A 1,420-nucleotide genomic window follows, 5' to 3' on the forward strand; every position below is an offset into this window, starting at 1 on the left:
ATGTCTCTTTATCGATAGGTTTTTTTAAATAATCATCAATTTCTAACTGCGAGGCAGCTGATTGGGTTGAACGATTGAGATCTCCAGTAAGAAAAATAAACGGCAATAGGCTATGGCGAGGTTGTGTAGCTACATGTTGTCGAAAATGAAATCCATCCATTTCAGGCATATGAATATCTGTTATTACCAGTTCACAAGAGTGATCTTTAAGCCAGTCTAGGCCTTCAGTCGAAGAGCTAAACATTGTGATTTGATAATCTTCTTGTAGTAGAGATGCTAAATAGGTCAGCTGGCTACTGCTGTCATCGATTAACAATAATCGCGGTTTTTCTTGGTCTTTATCTATAGAGAATGAAAAGTTATTGCCTTGCTCTGATAGCGTATATTGATAGTTATCGAACATTGATTTGAGTAAAGCAAGCCCCATATGATTTGTGCTTGGTTGTTTTGGGAATTGTGCTTGGTTTAATTGTTCCTCGAAAGCCAGCCAATGAGATCCATTATCCAAGATAGTAAATTGATATTCGTTTGCCGTTTGATGACCAATTAATTGAATGTGACTTGCAGGAACCGCTTGATGATTTAACAGATTTGTTCCGTATTCTGAAATAATGAGTTGTAGTTTTTGCGTAATGGTTGGGCAAAAAGAAAGACGCTGATGTTTATCATTTATCCAGTTGCGAATCTGTTTTAACTCGTTGATAGTGAGCTTAAATTGCTGTTGATACAAAGGATAGTTCATTGTTAACTCCCCCGTAAAAAGTGGTTATGTTTTATTTTCTGTTCTAAAAAATGAAATAACGTGGTGGGAAGAATTTTTTGGTAACTTTGTAAGCTATTGAGTAATTTTTGCTGTAAAGAGGGGTTATAAAATTGATTTGCGATACAGCCTAATAGCGGCAGTTGTCCTTTTTTTAACACATCGATTGCTTCAAGAAGTTCCTCTTGGGTTGTCTTTCCCAAAGCGACTGAGAGTATGGCAATATCACTGATTTTACTTAAATTACAAGCTGATAGTTGCCGCCAATGTTTGTTATTAACTGCCCCTAAGTCAATCACGATGAATTCATAATATTGTTGCCATAAATTTAAATACAACTGTAATTGATCTTGCTGGCGTAGTTGTAAAATGGATTGAGCTGAACGGGGTTGAGGAAGGATAAAAAGATTCTCTGAATGGGCAATATGGTGTTCAGTTGTGTTCTGCCATTCAATGGGGGAATAACCTAAGCCCGCGCCACAAAGATCCAATTCAACCAGAAGTGTGCTTTGCTGATTGGCACATCGTTGGGCAAGCCATAGTGCAATGGTACTGCAACCACTTTGCTTGGTTGCGCTGCACAGAATGATAACCCGTGCATGGGCACGATAGATGTGTTGGAATATTTGTTCATACTCATGACTGAGCCACGGATTGGTC

General features: G+C 38.2%; 2 protein-coding genes. Both read right to left on the minus strand.

The features are described 5' to 3' along the window. The coding region (locus tag I3255_RS14305) for a response regulator (protein ID WP_238039415.1) at positions 1-742 on the minus strand (742 nt) is incomplete at its 3' end. 2 nt (positions 743-744) lie between these two features. Next, on the minus strand, positions 745-1,420 hold a 676-nt coding region (locus I3255_RS14310; RefSeq protein WP_238039416.1), incomplete at its 5' end, for a hypothetical protein.

The sequence above is a fragment of the Psychrobacter sp. Ps6 genome, assembly GCF_022129235.1.
GTDB lineage: Bacteria > Pseudomonadota > Gammaproteobacteria > Pseudomonadales > Moraxellaceae > Psychrobacter.